Origin of the sequence: Metapseudomonas cellulosilytica (assembly GCF_049334135.1) — a bacterium.
GTDB lineage: Bacteria > Pseudomonadota > Gammaproteobacteria > Pseudomonadales > Pseudomonadaceae > Metapseudomonas.
In genome coordinates this window covers 48,523-63,415 of record NZ_JBHZGN010000027.1, presented here as the reverse complement: position 1 = coordinate 63,415, position 14,893 = coordinate 48,523, and the positions used below count along the sequence as shown (strand labels likewise).

The following is a 14,893-nucleotide window of genomic DNA, read 5'->3' as shown; positions in this document are numbered from 1 at the left end:
GAGTCTTGGGTCGTCCGTTCGCTATTCAGCATAGGCCCTGGCTCAGGGCCGAGGCAGGTTGAGGCGGTTCCAGTCGCGCACATGCAGCAGCACATCGCTGAGGGCCTGGGCGGCAGTGGAAAGCTTGTGCTCGGCCAGCCGCAACAACCCCAGCCGGCGCTCCACCAACGGGCTGTGCAGGGCAACGCAGCGGGCGCCCAGCTCCTGCATCTGTTGGATGCACAGGCTGGGCACCACGCTCACGCCCAGCCCCTGGGCCACCATGCGCCCCACGGTCACCAACTGGTGGCTCTCGAAGGCCACCGGCAGGCGGCCGTGCTGCGAGGTGACGCTGTCCTCCAGCAGCAGGCGCACTGCCGAAGGCCGTTGCAGGGTGATGAAGTTGCCCTGCAGCAATTCCTCCCAGCTCACCTCGGCGCGCTGCGCCAGATCGCTGTCAGCAGGCACCACGGCGACGAAGCGGTCGGTATAGAAGGGCGTGAAATCCAGGCCGTCGAGGGATTCCGGCTCGAAGGCGATACCCAGCTCCACCCGCCGGTTGCGCACCATCTCCAGCACCTGCTCGTTGATCACGTCGTGCACCGCCACGTTGACCTTGGGGTGGCGGTCGCGGAAGGCCTTGAGTGCCTCGGGCAGCAGGTTGCCGGCGAAGGAGGGCATGGCGGCGATGGAGACCTTGCCCAGCTGCAGGGTGAAGTGCTGGCGCAGCAGCTCTTCGGCATTGTCCCAGTCCGCCAGCAGGCGCCGGGCGATGGGCAGCAGGGTCTCGCCTTCGGGGGTCAGCGCCACGCTGCGGGTGGTGCGCACCAGCAGTTGGCCGCCCAGGGATTCTTCGAGGTTCTTGATCGCCAGGCTCAGGGCCGGCTGCGAGAGGTGCAGGCGTTCGCAGGCCTGGGCGAAGCTCAGGCTCTGGGCCACGGCGAGGAAGGCACGCAATTGTTTGACGGTCATTTATTTGGAAACCGGATCAATCACAAGGAAAAACAAACTTAACAAATCAGTCCGTGCGAGAGAAGCTCTGCCTCACACAACGGCGGTATCCCCGCCGCATCCAATAAAGACAAGAGGCGCAACAGCATGAGCGGACTCGACAAACGCGTGAGCTCCTATGAAGAGGCCCTGGACGGCCTGACTGATGACATGACCGTCCTGTCCGGAGGCTTCGGCATCTGTGGCATCCCGGAAAACCTCATCGCCGAGATCCGCCGCCGTGGCGTCAAGGGCCTGACCGTGGTCTCCAACAACTGCGGCATCGACGGCTTCGGTCTCGGCGTGCTGCTGGAAGACCGCCAGATCCGCAAGATGATCGCCTCCTACGTTGGCGAGAACGCGCTGTTCGAAAAGCAGCTGCTGAGCGGCGAGCTGGAAGTGGAACTGACTCCCCAGGGCACCCTCGCCGAGAAACTGCGCGCAGGTGGTGCCGGCATCCCGGCCTTCTTCACCGCCACCGGCTACGGCACCCCGGTCGCCGAAGGCAAGGAAGTGCGCGAATTCAACGGCCGCAAGTTCATCCTCGAGCCCTCCATCACCGGTGACTTCGCCATCGTCAAGGGCTGGAAGGCCGACCATTTCGGCAACGTGATCTACCGCCACACCGCGCAGAACTTCAACCCGATGGTCGCCACCGCCGGCCGCATCACCGTGGTCGAGGTGGAAGAAATCGTCGAGCCGGGTGAACTGGACCCGGCCCAGATCCATACCCCCGGGATCTACGTCGACCGCATCATCTGCGGCACCTTCGAGAAGCGCATCGAGAAGCGCACCACTCGCTCCTGACCACGACAAGAAGAATTCGAGGAAACCGACATGGCACTGACCCGCGAACAGATGGCCCAGCGCGTGGCCCGCGAACTGAAAGACGGTTACTACGTGAACCTGGGGATCGGCATTCCCACCCTGGTGGCCAACTACGTACCCGAAGGTATGCAGGTGATGCTGCAGTCCGAGAACGGCCTGCTCGGCATGGGCGCCTTCCCCACCGAGGACGAAGTCGACGCCGACATGATCAACGCCGGCAAGCAGACCGTCACCGCGATCAAGGGTGCCTCCATTTTCTCCTCCGCCGAATCCTTCGCGATGATCCGTGGCGGCCACGTCGACCTGACTGTGCTCGGCGCCTTCGAGGTGGACGTGCAGGGCAACATCGCCTCCTGGATGATTCCCGGCAAGCTGGTCAAGGGCATGGGCGGCGCCATGGACCTGGTGGCCGGTGCCGACAACATCATTGTCACCATGACCCACGCCTCCAAGGACGGCGAGTCCAAGCTGCTGGATAGCTGCGAGCTGCCGCTGACCGGCGCTGGCTGCATCCGCAAGGTGCTGACCGACCTGGCCTACCTGGAGATCGAGAACGGTGCTTTCATCCTGCGTGAGACCGCACCGGGCGTGAGCATCGCCGAGATCGCCGAGAAGACCGCCGGCCGCCTGATCGTCCCGGATGACGTGGTCGAAATGACCTTCTGAGTACCTCGCCGCGCCGGAGGGGGGCCACCACGCACGGCCCGCCTCCGGGGCGGTTTTTTTGTTTTGCGGGATGGGTTGAGCAAAGCTCTGCCTATCGTCAATCGTAGGATGGGTGGAGCGGAGCGATACCCATCACCCGTCGGCGATCCCCGAGGGATGCCGATGCAACTCCCAGGAGTTCCAGCATGCAAGACGTCGTTATCGTCGCCGCCACCCGCACCGCCATCGGCAGCTTCCAGGGCGCCCTGGCCAACATCCCCGCCCACGAACTGGGCGCCGCGGTGATCCGCCAGCTGCTGGCGCAGACCGGCCTCAAGGGCGAGCAGGTCGATGAAGTGATCCTCGGCCAGGTGCTCACCGCCGGTGCCGGGCAGAACCCGGCGCGCCAGGCCGCCGTGCTCGCCGGCCTGCCCCATGCGGTGCCGGCCATGACCCTGAACAAGCTCTGCGGCTCCGGCCTCAAGGCCCTGCACCTGGGCATCCAGGCGATCCGCTGCGGCGACGCCGAGGTGATCATCGCCGGCGGCCAGGAGAGCATGAGCCTGGCGCCCTACATCCTGCCGGCCGCCCGCACCGGTCTGCGCATGGGCCATGCCCAGGCGCTGGACAGCCTGATCCACGATGGCCTGACCGATGCCTTCAACGACTACCACATGGGCGTCACCGCCGAGAACCTGGTGGCGAAATACGGCCTCACCCGTGAGCAGCAGGACGCCTTTGCCGCGGCTTCCCAGCAGAAGGCCGCCGCCGCCATCGAGGCCGGGCGTTTCCAGGACGAGATCACCCCGATCCTGATCCCGCAGCGCAAGGGCGAGCCCGTCGCCTTCGAGACCGACGAAGGCCCGCGCGCCGGCACCACCGCCGAGTCCCTGGCCAAGCTGAAACCGGCCTTCAAGAAGGACGGCAGCGTCACCGCCGGCAACGCCTCCACCCTCAACGACGGCGCCGCCGCCGTGGTGCTGATGAGCGCGGCCAAGGCCGAGGCCCTGGGCCTGCCGGTGCTGGCGCGGATCAAGGGCTACGCCAATGCCGGCGTCGACCCGGCGATCATGGGCATCGGCCCGGTGGATGCCACCCGCCGTTGCCTGGCGAAGGCCGGCTGGAGCCTGGCCGACCTCGACCTGATCGAAGCCAACGAGGCCTTCGCCGCGCAATCCCTGTCGGTGAGCCAGGAGCTGGGCTGGGACATGGCCAAGGTCAACGTCAACGGCGGCGCCATCGCCCTCGGCCACCCCATTGGCGCCTCCGGCTGCCGCGTGCTGGTGACCCTGCTGCACGAGATGATCAAGCGCGACGCGAAGAAGGGCCTGGCGACCCTCTGCATCGGCGGCGGCATGGGCGTGGCCCTGGCCATCGAGCGCTGATCGACGGACCGATCGGCCGGACCCGCTCCCGTAGGGTGGACAGCGCTTTTCTGTCCACCAGGCGGAATCGAACATAAACGCGGAGTCGCGTCCGTGGTGGTGGAAATCGCTTCGCGATTTTCACCCTACGAGGAACTCCGCAAAGGGTGGACAACGTATCCACCCACGCAAGGTCATCACGCACGCGCCCAACGCCGAAAGGCAGCGGGACTCGGACTTCGCCACACCCGGTCACGGGCGTGGCGTCGTCGTTTCAGGCAGAAAGAGGGCACAAGACCCTCGGTTTCGTTTCAAGACCACTGTCCCGGTACCCGGCTGCGGCTGGGTGATTACCGATAAGAAGAAAACTCCCGAGGTAACCCGATGACCACGATACTTCACGAAAGCCGCTCAGCACGCTTTGCCATGCGTTGCTCCGCCTGGGCGGAACGCTGGTTCCCCGATTCCTGGGTCTTTGCCGCAGTCGCCGTACTGCTGGTCACCGTCGCTGCCCTGGCCATGGGTGCACCAGCCAGCCAGGCCGCCAAGGCCTTTGGCGACGGTTTCTGGAGCCTGATCCCCTTCACCATGCAGATGGCCTTCGTGGTCATCGGTGGCTATGTCGTCGCCAGCTCCGGCCCGGCTTCCCGACTGATCGACCTGCTGGCACGCGTGCCGAAGAACGGCCGCTCGGCGGTCTGCTGGGTCGCGTTCATCTCCATGCTCGCGTCGCTGCTGAACTGGGGCCTCTCCCTGGTGTTCGGCGGCCTGCTGGTGCGTGCCCTGGCCCGCCGTGAAGAATTGAAGATGGACTACCGCGCGGCCGGTGCCGCCGCCTACCTGGGCCTGGGCGCCGTCTGGGCGCTGGGCTTGTCGTCGTCGGCCGCCCAACTGCAGGCCAACCCGGCCAGCCTGCCGCCATCCATACTCGCCATCACCGGCGTGATCCCCTTCACCGAGACCATCTTCCTCTGGCAGTCGGGGGTGATGCTGCTGGCGTTGATAGTGGTGTCCCTGGTGATCGCCTACATGACCGCACCCAGTGCCGCCAGCGCCCGTGACGCCAAGGCCTGTGGCGTCGATCCGAGCTTCAGCGCGCCACCGCAGGTCAAGCCCACCCGCCCGGGCGAATGGCTGGAACACAGCCCGCTGCTGATCATCCTGCTGGTGGCCCTGGCCGGCGGCTGGCTGGCCCAGGAGTTCGCCAGCAAGCCGGCGATCACCGCCATCTCCGGACTGAACACCTACAACCTGCTGTTCATCATGGCCGGCGCGCTGCTGCACTGGCGCCCGCGCAGCTTCCTGGACGCCGTGGCCCGCGCTGTGCCCACCACCACTGGCGTGCTGATCCAGTTCCCGCTCTACGGCTCCATCGCCGCCATCATGACCACGGTGAAAGGCGTGGACGGCTCGACCCTGGCCCACCACGTCTCCACCTTCTTCGTGCAGATCGCCAACCACGACACCTACGCGCTGCTGATGGGCGTGTACTCGGCCGTGCTGGGCTTCTTCATCCCGTCCGGTGGCGGCAAGTGGATCATCGAGGCGCCCTACGTGATGCAGGTGGCCAACGAGCTGCAATACCACCTGGGCTGGTCGGTGCAGATCTACAACGCCGCCGAGGCGCTGCCCAACCTGATCAACCCCTTCTACATGCTGCCGCTGCTGGGCGTGCTGGGCCTGAAGGCGCGCGACCTGATCGGCTTCTCTTTCGTCCAGTTGCTGGTGCACATCCCGCTGGTGATGGTGTTGTTGTGGGGGCTGGGTACGACGTTGGCGTATGTGCCGCCGGTCATGCCTTGAGGTTGGGGGAGCACCTGCGATTGTGAGATCTGCGCGGGGAATTGCCCTCACCCCCAGCCCCTCTCCCGCAAGCGGGAGAGGGGAGTCCAACCGTGCCGCGTTTCAGGACTGCGGGGAATGTCAGGCGCGAGTCACCCCTCTCCTCTTCAGGGGTGAAGAGGCACGCTTTCGGAAGCATCGCTTCCGGTGCCGATGAGCGCCTGAGCGCGAAGCGATCGGGCTGGGGCGCAGGGCGGGGGCTGGGGGAGAGGGGCTTCGAGGCCGGCTTCAGCAGTCGGCCGTTCAAGCCAGGGCTACGGCTTGCGAACCAAGATCAATCACCTCGTCCGCCATGGCCGTGGGCGCGTCTCGGTGCGTAATCAGGATCAAGCTGCTGATCCTGGATTTCAGGAACGCCAGAGCGCGTGACTCTGTCTCTCCATCCAGTGCCGAGGTGGGTTCGTCCAGGATCATCACGCCTTTCTTGCGCAGCGCGGCCCTTGCAATGGCGATTCGCTGACGTTCCCCTCCCGACAGGGGGCGATTCTCGCCTCCGACGACGAGATCCAGGCGGCTGGAATCATCCGCGCAGCCGAAATCGAGTCCCAAGGCATCAAGAGCAAGCGTCAGCACGTCATCGCCCAACTGATCTTCGGTGCCATAGAGCAGGTTCTCGCGAACGGTCCCTGAAAATATGAACGGGTTCTGCGAGACGACGCTGACCCGGTCCATGATGGTTTTCGGCGAGAGCGCCGAAACATCCACTCCCATGAACTTTATCGCCCCTTCGTAGCCGCGGTGCAGGCCGAGCAGGGCATTCATCAGCGTCGTCTTGCCGCTACCGGTAGGGCCGCAAACGGCATAAGTCTTTCCACCGTCGATCGTGAAACTCAGTGATTCCCCTCTGTTCGTTCTGTACGAACGAACCTCGAACAGCACGCCCCGATCGCGAATGGCCTCCTCGTCGCGGTCCGGTTCCACAAGGCCGAAGTACTTCAAGCCTTCTTCAAGTGCCAGGTAGTCGCGTTTCAGGCCCACCAGAGAGCTGGCCACCACCGCGAATGGCGTTGTCAGCTGGACGATGTAGGAGGCCACCATGACAAAGTCGCCTACCCCAAAACTCCGATACATCGCCATATACGACGAGGCCAGGGTGAAGCACAGCAGTACCAGGCCGATTGCGAGGGTCTGGATGCTAAGCAGGAAGGCCGTCCTGGCGTTTGCCCTGAATACGGCAGTGGCATGGGTGTTGATGATGGGATCGAGCTTCCGTGATTCCTTTGCTTGCGACAGGTTGATACCGATTTCGTAGGCGGCATCCAGTTTCTCGACCAGAAAACTGGAAAGTGCGTTCGTTGCTTCAAAGCTTTTCCGGTGAACGTCCCGTGTTCGTTGAGATACCCAGAGCGCGACACAGAACAGGGCCGTCATGGACACGAGAAACAGGGTCGAAAAAACGATGTTGGTTGCCTTCCAGAGGATCAGGAATACAAAGACAAACTCAAACAGCATCGGACCCAGGGTCCAGAACAGTGTCTGGTTGATCAGGCCGAAGCTACTCATTGACCTGTCAAAGTCAGACAGCACTGCTCCTTTGGAAAGGGACTGCTGTCGGTGCAGCGGCATGCCGAGCAGGCAGTCGAACAGCGATTTGTAGAAGGCTGTTTCACATCTGACCATCACATGGGACGTTGCGATGGTCTTCATCCACTCCATCGTGTTGCAGAACGTCCAGGAGAACGCATAGGCAGCCACGAAGATGAAGACCGTAGCCGCTGGTGCATCGGATCTGCCCAGGAGGTCGGCGGCTTCACGCAGGAAAAGCGGGACGAAGGCGGCGAAGAGGGAGAGCAGCAGGATGGAGATGAAGACCAGGAAGAAGTCCCTCGGGAAGCTCGAGTACCTCGATCGTACGATCTTCAGTGCCTTGGCATAGGGGAGCGCAAAATCCTCGAATATCGCCTTCATCTGATTCGCCGTCCCAGGTCCAAAGGATGAAAACAGGCAGCGCCGGCCGTGTTTCAAGAAGCGCCGGTAATCCCCAGGGAGCGGGGCCAGAGCCGGGAGAGTGTCTGGGAGGGCTGGGACGATTTGAAGGGGGTGTCCGTAGTTTCGGATCGTTCAGGGTGAAGACTTCATATCTTCAGAGTGTCGGAGGGCGGTATTCCGACGGCCTGGTCCGCCGGTCATGCCTTGAGGGTTGGGGGAAGGTGGGGCTGGCAGAGTGGGTTTGAGATTTCCACCCGGGATTTCCCTCTTCCGAACGCGGCCCGCCCCGGCCCCTCTCCCTGAAGAGGAGAGGGGTGACTCGCGCGTGATGCATTTGCGCTGGCCGGTAACTCGGAGCTGATTCGAGCTTTTTGATCCAAGGTTGCACGAAAAACTCCCCTCTCCCGCTTGCGGGAGAGGGGCCGGGGTGAGGGCTGCCTCAGCCCCGCTTCGCCAGAATGGCTCGCGCCACCCGCGAGCCATTTTCCTTGCCCAGCACCGTGCAAATGCGCTGCCCGGCGTCCACCAGCTTGTTCATGTCGATGCCGGTCTGGATACCCAGGCCATTGAGCAGGTAAAGCACGTCCTCGGTGGCGACGTTGCCGGTGGCGCCCTTGGCGTAGGGGCAGCCGCCGAGGCCGGCGACCGAGCTGTCGAACACGGCGATGCCTTCCAGCAGGCTGGCGTGGATATTGGCTACGGCCTGGCCGAAGGTGTCGTGGAAGTGGCCGGCGAGGCGGTCACGCGGCACGCGGGTGCCGACCACGTTGAACAGGTGGCGGGTGGCGCCGGCGGTGCCGGTGCCGATGGTGTCGCCCAGGGACACTTCGTAGCAGCCCATGGCGTAGAGCTCGGCGGCGACGGCGGCCACCTGTTCGGCGGGTACTTCGCCCTCGTAGGGGCAGCCCAGCACGCAGGAGACATAGCCGCGCACGCTGATGCCGTGGGCCTTGGCGGCTTCCATCACCGGTACGAAACGCGCCAGGCTCTCGGCGATGGAGCAGTTGATGTTCTTCTGCGAGAAGGACTCGGAGGCGGCGGCGAATACCGCCACTTCCTTCACCCCGGATTCCAGGGCGGCTTCGAAGCCCTTGAGGTTCGGTGCCAGGGCGGCGTAGGTGACGCCCGGCTTGCGCTGGATCTGCGCGAAGACTTCGGCGGAACCGGCCATCTGCGGCACCCACTTGGGCGAGACGAAGCTGCCCACCTCGATATAGCCGAGGCCGGCGGCGGTCAGGTCGTCCACCAGGCGCACCTTGTCGGCGACGCTGATGGGTTGTTTCTCGTTCTGCAGGCCGTCACGGGGGCCGACTTCGACCAGGCGGACCTTGCTGGGAATAGTCATTGCGTCATCTCTCGATTCGGGATGTTGGGCCTCGTTCCTCGGCGCCAACCTACGGAGGCACCACATAGGATGGGGCGGGCGGCGTTCCGCGAGTCCCGCGATACCCATCGCGGGCTTGATGGGTATCGCTCCGCTCCACCCATCCTACGGTGTCACCACGTCGCGTAGGGTGGATGTCGCTTTATACATCCACCATGGCGCCCGATGCGGACATCCATGGTGGACATGAAAAGCGATGTCCACGCTACGATGGTGCCAGCACTTCAGGCCTCTTCCAGCTCGACGAGGGCGGTGCCTTCGTTGACCAGCTCGCCTTCGCTGCAATACAGCGCCTTGACCACGCCGTCGTGGGGCGCGCGGATGCTGTGTTCCATCTTCATGGCTTCCAGCACCACCAGCGCGGTGCCGGCTTCGACCTTCTGCCCGGCCTCCACCAGGACACGCACGATACTGCCGTTCATCGGCGCCGTCAGCCCGCCGTGGTGGGCGTGGCTGGCTTCGACTTCTTCGATCGGGTCGACGCGGCCGACGCTGCGCAGCTCACCGTTCCATTCGAGATACAGGGTTTCGCCCCGGCGGATCGCCAGGTGCTGGCGGCGCAGGCCGTCCTGTTCCAGGGTGATGCGCTCGCCCAGCAGGCGGATGGGGCTGGCGGCGACGCCGCGCAGGCGTACTACCTGGCGTTCGTCGCCGCAGACCAAGTGCAGATCGGTCTCGCTGGGCAGACCGGCGCGCCAGCCGCTGTTGTGGTTCCAGAGCGAGTGCGGGTCGTCGCCGCGCACGCGCTCGGCTTCGCTCTGGCGGAAGGCCTCGCCGGCCACCTGCCAGAAGGCCTGGGGCAGGGCGGTCGGGGCGGGCAGCAGCTGTTCCTGGTGGCGGGCGATGAAACCGGTGTCCAGTTCGGCGTCGGCAAAGGCCGGGTGGGCCAGCACGCGACGGAGGAACGCCAGGTTGGTCTTGAAGCCGCCCACGGCGGTTTCGTCGAGCATGGCCAGCAGGCGCTGACGGGCTTCCTCGCGGGTTTCACCCCAGGCGATCAGTTTGGCCAGCATCGGGTCGTAGAAGGGAGACACCTCGTCGCCTTCGGCTACACCGCTGTCCACGCGGCGGCCGGGACCTGCCGAGGCTTCGCGGTAGAGGGCGAGACGGCCGCTGGCGGGCAGGAAGTCCTGTTCCGGGTCTTCGGCATAGAGGCGCACTTCGATGGCGTGGCCGATCAGCGGCACCTGCTCCTGGCTGATGGGCAGGGCTTCGCCACGGGCGACGCGGATCTGCCAGGCCACCAGGTCGAGGCCGGTGATGGCTTCGGTAACCGGGTGCTCCACCTGCAGGCGGGTGTTCATCTCCATGAAGAAGAAGTCACCGCGCTCGTCCAGCAGGAATTCCACGGTGCCGGCGCCCACGTAGCCAATGGCCTGGGCGGCGCGTACGGCAGCCTCGCCCATGGCGCGGCGCAGCTCCGGCGAGAGGCCGGGAGCGGGCGCTTCTTCCACCACTTTCTGGTGGCGACGCTGGATGGAGCAGTCGCGCTCGTTGAGGTACAGGCAGTTGCCGTGGCTGTCGGCGAATACCTGGATTTCCACGTGGCGCGGCTTGAGGACGTATTTTTCCACCAGCATGCGCGAGTCGCCAAAGGCGGACTGGGCTTCACGCTGGGCGGAGGCCAGGGCTTCGGCCAGTTCGGCTTCGCGCTCCACCACCTTCATGCCCTTGCCGCCACCACCGGCGGCGGCTTTCAGCAGGACCGGATAGCCGATGCGTTCGGCGGCGTCGCGGAAGGTTTCCAGGTCCTGGGCCTCGCCGTGGTAGCCGGGCACCAGGGGCACGCCGGCCGCTTCCATCAGCGCCTTGGCGGCGGACTTGCTGCCCATGGCGTCGATGGCGGTGGCCGGCGGGCCGAGGAAGATCAGTCCGGCGTCAGCGATGGCACGGGCGAAGCCGGCGTTTTCCGACAGGAAGCCATAGCCGGGGTGGATGGCCTGGGCGCCGCTGGCCTTGGCGGCGGCGATCAGCTTGTCCACCAGCAGGTAGCTTTCCGCCGGCTTGGCGCCGCCGAGGTCAACGGCGATGTCGGCTTCGCGCACATGGCGGGCATTGCGGTCGATGGCGCTGTGCACGGCGACGGTACGGATGCCCAGCGCCTTGGCGGTGCGCATCACGCGGCAGGCGATTTCGCCGCGGTTGGCGATCAGCAGGGTGGTGATCATTGTTATTGCTCCTGCCAGGACGGTTTGCGTTTTTCCAGGAAGGCACGCAGGCCCTCCTGACCTTCGGGGCTCACGCGGATACGGGCGATGGCGTTTTCGGTGTAGCGGCGCAGGTTGGGGGAGAGAACGCCGCTGCCGACTTCGCGCAGCAGGTCCTTGGTGGAATTCATGGCCTGCGGGCTGTTCTGCAGCAGGTTGGCGGTCCAGCTCTCCACGGCCTGATCCAGTTCCTCGGCCGGGTAGCACTCGGCGAGCAGGCCCAGTTCGCGGGCGCGCTCACCGCTGAAGCGCTCGGCGGTCAGGGCGTAGCGGCGTGCGGCGCGTTCGCCGAGGGCCTGGACCACGAAGGGGCTGATGACGGCCGGAAGCAGGCCGATGCGCACTTCGGACAGCGAGAACTGCGCGTCCACGGCGCCGATGGCCATGTCGCAGCAGCTGATCAGGCCCAGTGCGCCGCCGAAGGCTGCCCCCTGGACGACCGCGAGGGTCGGCACCTTGAGCTGGTAAAGGTTGTACATCAGCTCGGCCAGCTCGCGGGAGTCGTCGAGGTTGGCGTTGTAATCGAGCTGGGCGGATTCCTGCATCCAGGCCAGGTCCGCGCCGGCGGAGAAGTGCCGGCCACGGCCGCGCAGGACCAGGAACCGGGCATTGGTGGCAGCCTCGACGGTGTCCAGGGCGAGGATGAGCTCGCGGATCATCCCGGCGTTGAAAGCGTTGTTCTTTTCCGGACGGTTCAGCCAGAGGGTGGCGACGCCGTTGGCGGCGATGTCCAGTTGCAGGGTGGTGAAGTCGGTCATGGGATTTCCTAGCTGCAAGTTTCAAGCTGCAAGCTGCAAGTCCAGGGCCGCTGCCACTTGAAGCTTGCGGCTTGTAGCTTGCGGCTGTTCATTCACATGCGGAACACGCCGAAGCTGGTCCGCTCGATCGGGGCGTTGAGGCTGGCGGACAGGGCCAGGCCCAGCACGTCGCGGGTCTGCGCCGGGTCGATGACGCCGTCGTCCCACAGCCGCGCGCTGGAGTAGTAGGAATGCGCCTGGCGCTCGTACTGCTCGAGGATCGGCTGTTTGATGCGCGCCTCTTCCTCGGCGCTCAGACTGTGGCCGGCGCGTTCGCTCTGTTCGCGCTTGACCTGGGTGAGCACGCCGGCGGCCTGCTCGGCACCCATCACGCCGATGCGCGCGTTGGGCCACATCCACAGGAAGCGCGGGTCGTAGGCGCGGCCGCACATGCCGTAGTTACCGGCACCGAAGCTGCCGCCGATGATCACGGTGAACTTCGGCACCTTGGCGCAGGCCACCGCGGTCACCAGCTTGGCGCCGTGCTTGGCGATGCCGCCTTCCTCGTACTTCTTGCCGACCATGAAGCCGGTGATGTTCTGCAGGAACAGCAGCGGAATGCCGCGTTGGCAGGCCAGTTCGATGAAGTGCGCGCCTTTCTGCGCGGCCTCGGCGAAGAGGATGCCGTTGTTGGCGAGGATGGCGATGGGGTAGCCGTGAAGAAAGGCGAAGCCGCACACGAGGGTGGTGCCGAACAGCGCCTTGAACTCGTCGAACTCGGAGTCGTCCACCAGGCGGGCGATGACTTCGCGCACGTCGAACGGCTGCTTGGCATCCGCCGGGATCACGCCGTACAGCTCGTCTGCGGCGTAGCGCGGGGCGAGCGGGGTGCGCAGGTTCAGCTCGCCGGCCTTGCGCCAGTTGAGGTTGGCGATGCTGCGGCGGGCCAGCGCCAGGGCGTGCTCGTCGTTCTCGGCGTAGTGGTCGGCCACGCCCGAGGTCTTGCAATGTACATCGGCACCACCCAGCTCTTCGGCGGTCACCACCTCACCGGTGGCGGCCTTCACCAGCGGCGGGCCGGCGAGGAAGATGGTGGCCTGGTTGCGCACCATGATGGTTTCGTCGGACATCGCCGGTACGTAAGCGCCGCCGGCGGTGCAGGAGCCCATGACCACGGCTATCTGCGGGATGCCCATGGCGCTCATGTTGGCCTGGTTGAAGAAGATCCGGCCGAAGTGCTCACGGTCGGGGAACACATCTTCCTGGCGCGGCAGGTTGGCGCCGCCGGAGTCCACCAGGTAGATGCAGGGCAGGCGGTTCTCTCGGGCGATGGTCTGGGCACGCAGGTGCTTCTTCACGGTCAGCGGATAGTAGGAGCCGCCTTTCACCGTGGCGTCGTTGGCCACGATCATGCATTCCACGCCTTCCACGCGGCCGATGCCGGCCACCACGCCGGCGGCGGGCACGTCTTCGCCATAGACCTCATGGGCGGCCAACTGGCCGATTTCGAGGAAGGGCGAGCCCGGGTCCAGCAGGCGGTTGATGCGCTCGCGGGGCAGCAGCTTGCCGCGCGAGGTGTGGCGTTCCTGGGCCTTGGCGCCGCCGCCTTCGTGGATGCGGCCGAGCAGCGTATGCAGGGCGCCGACCTGTTCGAGCATCGCTGCGCTGTTGCGGGCGAACTCGGGGGAGCGGGTGTTGATCTGGGTGTGCAGGATGGCCATGAGACCTACTCCGTAGGGGCTGCAAGCTTCAAGCCGCAAGCTGCAAGAATGAGCACCTGGGGCTTCTGCTTGCAGCTTGAAGCTTGTGGCTTGTCGCTTACTTGGTTTCGTTGAACAGCTCGCGGCCGATCAGCATGCGGCGGATTTCGCTGGTGCCGGCGCCGATCTCGTAGAGCTTGGCGTCGCGCAGCAGGCGGCCGGCCGGGTACTCGTTGGTATAGCCATTGCCGCCGAGCAGCTGGATGGTGTCCAGGGCCAACTTGGTGGCCATCTCGGCGGTGTAGAGGATCACCGCGGCGGCGTCCTTGCGCGATTCCTCGCCGCGGTCGCAGGCCTTGGCCACGGTGTACAGGTAGGACTTGGAAGCGTTCATGCCGGCGTACATGTCGGCCAGCTTGCCCTGCACCAGCTGGAACTCGCCGATCGACTGCTTGAACTGCTGGCGCTCGTGCACGTAGGGCAGCACCACGTCCATGCAGGCGCTCATGATCCCGGTCGGGCCGCCGGAGAGCACGGTACGTTCGTAGTCCAGGCCGCTCATCAGCACAGCCACGCCACGGCCTTCGGCACCGAGGATGTTTTCCTCCGGCACCTCGACGTCTTCGAACACCAGTTCGCAGGTGTTGGAGCCGCGCATGCCCAGCTTGTCCAGCTTCTGGTGGCGGGAGAAGCCCTTGAAGTCGCGCTCGACGATGAAGGCGGTCATGCCGCGCGAACCGGCGTGGACGTCGGTCTTGGCGTAGATCACGTAGGTGTTGGCGTCGGGGCCGTTGGTGATCCACATCTTGTTGCCGTTGAGCACGTAGCGGTCGCCTTTCTTGTCGGCGCGCAGCTTCATCGACACCACGTCCGAGCCGGCGTTGGGCTCGCTCATGGCCAGCGCGCCGACGTGTTCGCCGGAGCACAGCTTGGGCAGGTACTTCTGCTTCTGCTCGTGGGTGCCGTTCTTGCGGATCTGGTTGAGGCACAGGTTGGAGTGGGCGCCGTAGGACAGGCCGACCGAGGCGGATGCGCGGCTGATCTCTTCCATCGCCACCACGTGAGCCAGGTAGCCCATGTTGGTGCCGCCGTACTCTTCTTCCACGGTCATGCCCAGCAGGCCCATGTCGCCGAACTTGCGCCACATGTCCATGGGGAACTCGTTATCGCGGTCGATCTGCGCGGCGCGCGGGGCCAGCTCGGCTTGAGCGAACTGATAGACGGAGTCGCGCAGCATGTCGATGGTCTCGCCGAGACCGAAATTGAGGGTGGGATAGCTCATCGTTAC

Annotated in this window: 11 protein-coding genes; 4 read left to right on the top strand and 7 right to left on the bottom strand. The window is 65.3% G+C overall.

Going from position 1 to position 14,893, the window contains the following annotated elements; genetic code table 11:
• Positions 1-42 precede the first annotated feature (42 nt).
• Positions 43-951: a LysR family transcriptional regulator gene (locus ACFW0H_RS25555; protein ID WP_422916651.1), complete on the bottom strand. Its 909-nt coding sequence runs from the start codon at positions 949-951 to the stop codon at positions 43-45.
• Between the two features lie 126 nt (positions 952-1,077).
• On the opposite strand from ACFW0H_RS25555, the gene ACFW0H_RS25550 reads away from it, so the two are divergent.
• The 4 genes from ACFW0H_RS25550 to ACFW0H_RS25535 all read left to right on the top strand — a co-directional run bounded on the left by ACFW0H_RS25550 (position 1,078) and on the right by ACFW0H_RS25535 (position 5,609).
• Entirely contained in the window at positions 1,078-1,776 is a 699-nt protein-coding gene (locus ACFW0H_RS25550) for a CoA transferase subunit A (protein WP_422916650.1), read from the top strand.
• Positions 1,777-1,806: 30 nt separating this feature from the next.
• Entirely contained in the window at positions 1,807-2,463 is a 657-nt protein-coding gene (locus ACFW0H_RS25545) for a CoA transferase subunit B (protein WP_422916649.1), read from the top strand.
• Positions 2,464-2,648: 185 nt separating this feature from the next.
• The gene (locus ACFW0H_RS25540; RefSeq protein ID WP_422916648.1) at positions 2,649-3,827 is read left to right on the top strand and encodes an acetyl-CoA C-acetyltransferase; all 1,179 of its coding nucleotides are present in this window, start codon (positions 2,649-2,651) and stop codon (positions 3,825-3,827) included.
• 363 nt (positions 3,828-4,190) lie between these two features.
• A complete protein-coding gene (locus tag ACFW0H_RS25535) occupies positions 4,191-5,609 on the top strand; it encodes a short-chain fatty acid transporter (RefSeq protein ID WP_422916647.1) in 1,419 nt (472 codons plus the stop codon).
• A 282-nt stretch (positions 5,610-5,891) separates the two neighbouring features.
• On the opposite strand, the gene ACFW0H_RS25530 is transcribed toward ACFW0H_RS25535, so the two are convergent.
• The 6 genes from ACFW0H_RS25530 to ACFW0H_RS25505 form a co-directional block, all read right to left on the bottom strand.
• Positions 5,892-7,556, bottom strand: coding sequence for an ATP-binding cassette domain-containing protein (locus ACFW0H_RS25530; protein WP_422916646.1), 1,665 nt, complete (start codon positions 7,554-7,556; stop codon positions 5,892-5,894).
• A gap of 460 nt (positions 7,557-8,016) precedes the next feature.
• On the bottom strand, positions 8,017-8,922 hold the full coding sequence (locus ACFW0H_RS25525) for a hydroxymethylglutaryl-CoA lyase (protein ID WP_422916645.1): 906 nt from the start codon (positions 8,920-8,922) through the stop codon (positions 8,017-8,019).
• A gap of 263 nt (positions 8,923-9,185) precedes the next feature.
• Positions 9,186-11,129 (bottom strand): acetyl/propionyl/methylcrotonyl-CoA carboxylase subunit alpha, encoded by a 1,944-nt coding sequence (locus ACFW0H_RS25520; RefSeq protein ID WP_422916644.1) that lies wholly within the window; start codon positions 11,127-11,129, stop codon positions 9,186-9,188.
• Between the two features lie 2 nt (positions 11,130-11,131).
• Positions 11,132-11,926, bottom strand: coding sequence for a gamma-carboxygeranoyl-CoA hydratase (locus tag ACFW0H_RS25515; protein ID WP_422916643.1), 795 nt, complete (start codon positions 11,924-11,926; stop codon positions 11,132-11,134).
• 92 nt (positions 11,927-12,018) lie between these two features.
• A complete protein-coding gene (locus ACFW0H_RS25510) occupies positions 12,019-13,626 on the bottom strand; it encodes a carboxyl transferase domain-containing protein (protein WP_422916642.1) in 1,608 nt (535 codons plus the stop codon).
• Positions 13,627-13,723: 97 nt separating this feature from the next.
• Positions 13,724-14,887: an isovaleryl-CoA dehydrogenase gene (locus ACFW0H_RS25505; RefSeq protein ID WP_422916641.1), complete on the bottom strand. Its 1,164-nt coding sequence runs from the start codon at positions 14,885-14,887 to the stop codon at positions 13,724-13,726.
• Positions 14,888-14,893: the final 6 nt, after the last annotated feature.